This window comes from Macromonas nakdongensis (assembly GCF_002837145.1).
GTDB classification, from domain to species: Bacteria; Pseudomonadota; Gammaproteobacteria; order Burkholderiales; family Burkholderiaceae_C; genus Macromonas_B; species Macromonas_B nakdongensis.
Window position 1 is genome coordinate 1 of record NZ_NWMV01000090.1, and the last position, 4,113, is coordinate 4,113.

General features: G+C 62.6%; 5 protein-coding genes. 4 read left to right on the forward strand and 1 reads right to left on the reverse strand.

Annotated features, from left to right (window positions below):
* Window positions 1-314, reverse strand: a 314-nt coding sequence (locus CON77_RS15590) for a DUF6998 domain-containing protein (RefSeq protein ID WP_232788523.1), incomplete at its 3' end; no start/stop codon positions are given.
* 248 nt (window positions 315-562) lie between these two features.
* Here CON77_RS15590 and tnpA point away from each other — a divergent pair.
* From tnpA to CON77_RS11865, 4 genes are all read left to right on the forward strand, one after another.
* On the forward strand, window positions 563-970 hold the full coding sequence (tnpA, locus tag CON77_RS11850) for an IS66-like element accessory protein TnpA (RefSeq protein WP_080693798.1): 408 nt from the start codon (window positions 563-565) through the stop codon (window positions 968-970).
* Window positions 967-1,314: an IS66 family insertion sequence element accessory protein TnpB gene (gene tnpB, locus CON77_RS11855; RefSeq protein WP_024972737.1), complete on the forward strand. Its 348-nt coding sequence runs from the start codon at window positions 967-969 to the stop codon at window positions 1,312-1,314. The genes tnpA and tnpB overlap by 4 nt, the downstream gene beginning before the upstream one ends.
* A gap of 114 nt (window positions 1,315-1,428) precedes the next feature.
* The gene (gene tnpC / locus CON77_RS11860; RefSeq protein WP_037056506.1) at window positions 1,429-3,006 is read left to right on the forward strand and encodes an IS66 family transposase; all 1,578 of its coding nucleotides are present in this window, start codon (window positions 1,429-1,431) and stop codon (window positions 3,004-3,006) included.
* A gap of 30 nt (window positions 3,007-3,036) precedes the next feature.
* On the forward strand, window positions 3,037-3,546 hold the full coding sequence (locus CON77_RS11865) for a hypothetical protein (protein ID WP_232788524.1): 510 nt from the start codon (window positions 3,037-3,039) through the stop codon (window positions 3,544-3,546).
* The last annotated feature ends 567 nt before the right edge of the window (window positions 3,547-4,113 follow it).

A 4,113-nucleotide genomic window follows, 5' to 3' on the forward strand; every position in this document is an offset into this window, starting at 1 on the left:
GAATTTGGGTGGCCATCAGGGTCTAATCCGGATGCCTTTACTTGAACGGAGTGTCCGGTAGCAGTCAGCGCATCTACTCCCTTCGTGCGCTTGGGCGGAAGGCAGAGTTCAAAGTGCTCTAGAGCCAGGGCCTCTGCGATATCTCCGACCAGACGTCCGTCTAAGGTGAACTTCAAACCGGTGTGGGCGTAGTGCTTCGCAAGCTCTTGCTGTGAGTGCCAAAGGTCATTGACCAGCTGTGGTAGCGGTACGTCAATTGGCTTCTGCATCATTGAGGCACCACCACCCCTCAGGGCTTCACTGTTCGAATTCATGACCTTGAGCCTAATCTATAGCGATCATTCGCAATTGGCTGGCCGCTCTTGCCCGACTCTAGCCGACCGGACGCTCAGACTCGTCACCGCAAAGCGGTCCTCCAGGGTCTCGCCTCAGCCGAAGCTTTTTGGCGCGGGGCAACCGCCTGCTGATGGCCGGGAACGGTTCTCGGCCGCACTTGCTGGGTAATAGTCCGGCAAGCACCCTCTTGTCGAGATGACCGCAGGCGCCGACGATCGCGTCCACCATGAAACAAGCGGACGCTAATTTTGGAGTGCCCATCGCGGCACAAGAGCCTGCAAGAGCTGTCAGGCGGACCTATTCACCACAACTCAAGCGCGAGGTGGTCGCCCAGTGCCTGGTACCAGGGGCCTCGGTCTCGGCCGTGGCGATGAACCACCGCATCAACGCCAACGTCGTGCGCAAATGGCTGCCCCGCTATCGCGAGCACGGCGGTGAGACGGCGGTCACGATGCTGCCGGTGAACGTCACATCGGCAAGCCCAGCTGTGGGCCCCAAGCCTCGGTCACCGGAGTCGACCGCGCAGCGCGCGCCGATTGAACTGATCCTGGGCGATGCGACCGTGCGCCTGCCCGCTGGATTCGATCCTTCGGAGCTGCGCAGCATCGTGCAGGTCCTGGCGGCGCTGCGATGATCGGCCTGCCCGCAGGCACGCGGGTGTGGTTGGCTGCAGGACAGACCGACATGCGCAAAGGCTTTGACGGTTTGGCCACGCTGGCGCAAAGCGCGCTGACCCAGGATCCGTTCTCTGGCCACGTGTTCGTCTTCCGGGGCCGCCGCGGTGACATCATCAAACTGCTGTGGTGGGATGGTCAGGGCTTGTGCCTGTTCGCCAAGCGCCTGGAGAAGGGGCGCTTTGTCTGGCCGCAGGCCGACAGCGGTGCGGTGTCATTGACTCCGGCGCAGTTGTCCATGCTGCTCGAGGGCATCGACTGGAGAATGCCCACGCGCACCTGGCAGCCGCAGCGCGCGGCGTAGATCAGCCACATGCCGAGTTGCACGGAGTTGCGCTGAGTACCACCAGTTTCCCAATCGATTGACAGGGAAGATTCCTATGGCGGCCCCGCCCCCTGGCAGGCACAGTCATGCCCCATGACATTGGATGAACAGCAAGCGAGGATTGAGATGCTGACGGGCGCGCTGGCGCAGCGCGACGCTTCGCTCAAGATGGCGCATCTGACCATCGACAAACTCAAGCTGGAGCTGAGCTACCTGCGCCGCATGCAATACGGCCGCTCCAGCGAGAAGCTCGAGCACGACGGCCAGCTGGAACTGATGGATTCAGGCATGGCGCCAATGCCAGCCGCCAACGACCCATCTGCGCCCGATGTCGCCCCAATTGCCGAGGGCGGCAAGAAGCGCTCAGAGAAGTCCCGTCCCGGCCTGCGCGAACTGCCCGCGCACCTGCCGCGTCAGACCGTCGTGCACAACCCCGAGGGTGGGTGCAACTGTGCTGCGTGTGGCAACGGCCTGCGCGAGATCGGCCAGGATGTCTCGGAGGTCCTGGACTACGAACCGGGCAACTTCCTGGTGATCCGCCATGTACGCCCCAAGCTGGCCTGTGGCGGCTGCCAGAGCATCGTTCAAGCCGCAGCGCCGAGCCGTCCGGTGGATCGCGCTGTGGCCGGCGCCGGACTCATGGCCCATGTGCTGGTGAGCAAGTATGCCGATCACACGCCGCTCTACCGCCAAAGCCAGATCTTTGCGCGTGACGGCGTCGAGCTGGCCGTCTCCACCTTGAGCGACATCGTCGGCGCTGCCGCCTGGCTTCTCACTCCGCTGGCGCAAGCCATCGGCCGGTACGTTCTAAACGGCTCCAAGGTTCATGGCGATGACACGCCGATCCGGGTGTTGGGCGGTGCCAAGAACAAGGCCAGGACCGGCAGGCTGTGGGTGTATGTCCGTGATGACCGGGCCAGCGGCGAGACCGCCCCGGCAGCGGTCTGGTTTCAGTACTCAGCAGATCGCAAAGGCGAACATCCAAGGCGTCACCTTCGAGATTTCGAGGGCATCCTGCAAGCGGACGCGTACAGTGGGTATGACCGCCTGTTCGAGGACGGGCGCATCGTGGAGGCGGCTTGTTGGAGCCACGCGAGGAGGAAGTTCTACGACATCCACGAGCAGCAGCGCAAGCTGCCCGGCACCGTGGCGCACGAGGCCTTGCAACGCATTGCGGCCATCTTTGCGATCGAGGCCGATATCCAGGGCCAACGGCCCGAGGAGCGAATGCGCCAGCGTCAGCTACGAACTCGACCAGTACTGGATGAATTGCAGCGCTGGCTGGTTGCCACATTGACAGAGATATCGGCCAAGTCGCCCATGGCACTGGCCATCGGCTACGCGATGAGCAATTGGCGGGCGTTGATCCGGTTCGTCGATGACGGGCGCATGGAGGCACACAACAACATTGCCGAGCGGGCCCTGCGTGGGGTGACCATCGGGCGCAAGAATTACCTGCACCTTGGCTCGGACAGCGGCGGGGAGCGCGCTGCCGTGATCTACAGCCTGCTGGGCACGGCCAAGCTCAATGGTTTGAATCCGAGGGCCTATCTGCGCCACGTGCTCGACCGCATCGCCGAGCACCCGATCAACCGCATTGATGAGTTGCTGCCCTGGGCCGTGGCCGGCCAGATCAACACGGCCATTGCGGAGCAACGCCTGGCCGCCTGAGCGGGCGGTGCCATTGGCACAATATCGGTCATGGCCGATCCCAAGTTGATTGAGGCGCTGTCAAATGCCAGCAGCCTTGAGTTGTTCGAACTCTCCAACATCATCGATCGACTGCTGGCCGATCCCAGGCGCATCGTCGCGACGCTCAACAAGCTCAACCTGGGCAAATCGGTGCGGTTCATGGACTGGCGTACCGGAGAAATGCGGGTCGGCAAGGTCATGGCGATCAAGGGCGACCAAGTCACGGTGCATGAGGATGGCACGCGATCGCAATGGAAGCTCAGCTATGCCGGCATAGACCCGGGCGAGAACGAGGAGCGCCTTGAAGGCGCGCTGCCCCCAACCAGTGAACCGCGAAAACACAAACCCGGGCGCGACGACTTCCGCCGCGGCGACAAGGTCTCCTTCACCGACAAGTACCTGCAGCCCCAGGTCGGGACCATCGCACGCATCAACCAACGCACGGCTTCCGTCGACTGCGAGGGTGGTAGCAGTTGGCGCGTGCCCTTCGCCATGCTGCACCACGTCATGGATATCTGACTTGCACGCAACTGGCCGTCAACTACGGTATCGATCGGACTATTACCTTGCTGGGCGCACAATGCCGGTTGGATGTCTAGAACCTACTTCGTGCAGAGAGCCTCTATCCGCCACACGACGTCTCGTTTTAGCCTCGACAATGCGACAGCGTCAATTCTCGGCGACCTTCAGGAGCCTCGCATGTCAAAGCCGTACAAGAGTACCGACCCGCTCACGCAGAAGCACGCTCCCAGCGACGCAGGTCGTGCGGAAAAGGACGCTGCTCGCCTTGGGCGCGACCCACGTGGGTGGGTCGCCGCCAACAAGCGGCCCGGGAAGGAGTTCGAAGCCCGACGCAACCTTCCATCCGGTCCGCTGGGCGGCTCAGGCCGCAAAACGAATATCTCGCGATCCTCCTAGACTGCCGCGAGACCGCCATCTGCCACTAACAGTGGCTGGGATCTGGTTGCTCAAGGTCAGTTCAAGGCTGATCGGCGACGTTCGCTGTTGGACTAGGAAATTCGGTGGCATCACGAACGAGTCACTCAGCCCATTCGTGTCCGACCGGCGGCGCGTGTCAAGGTAGTT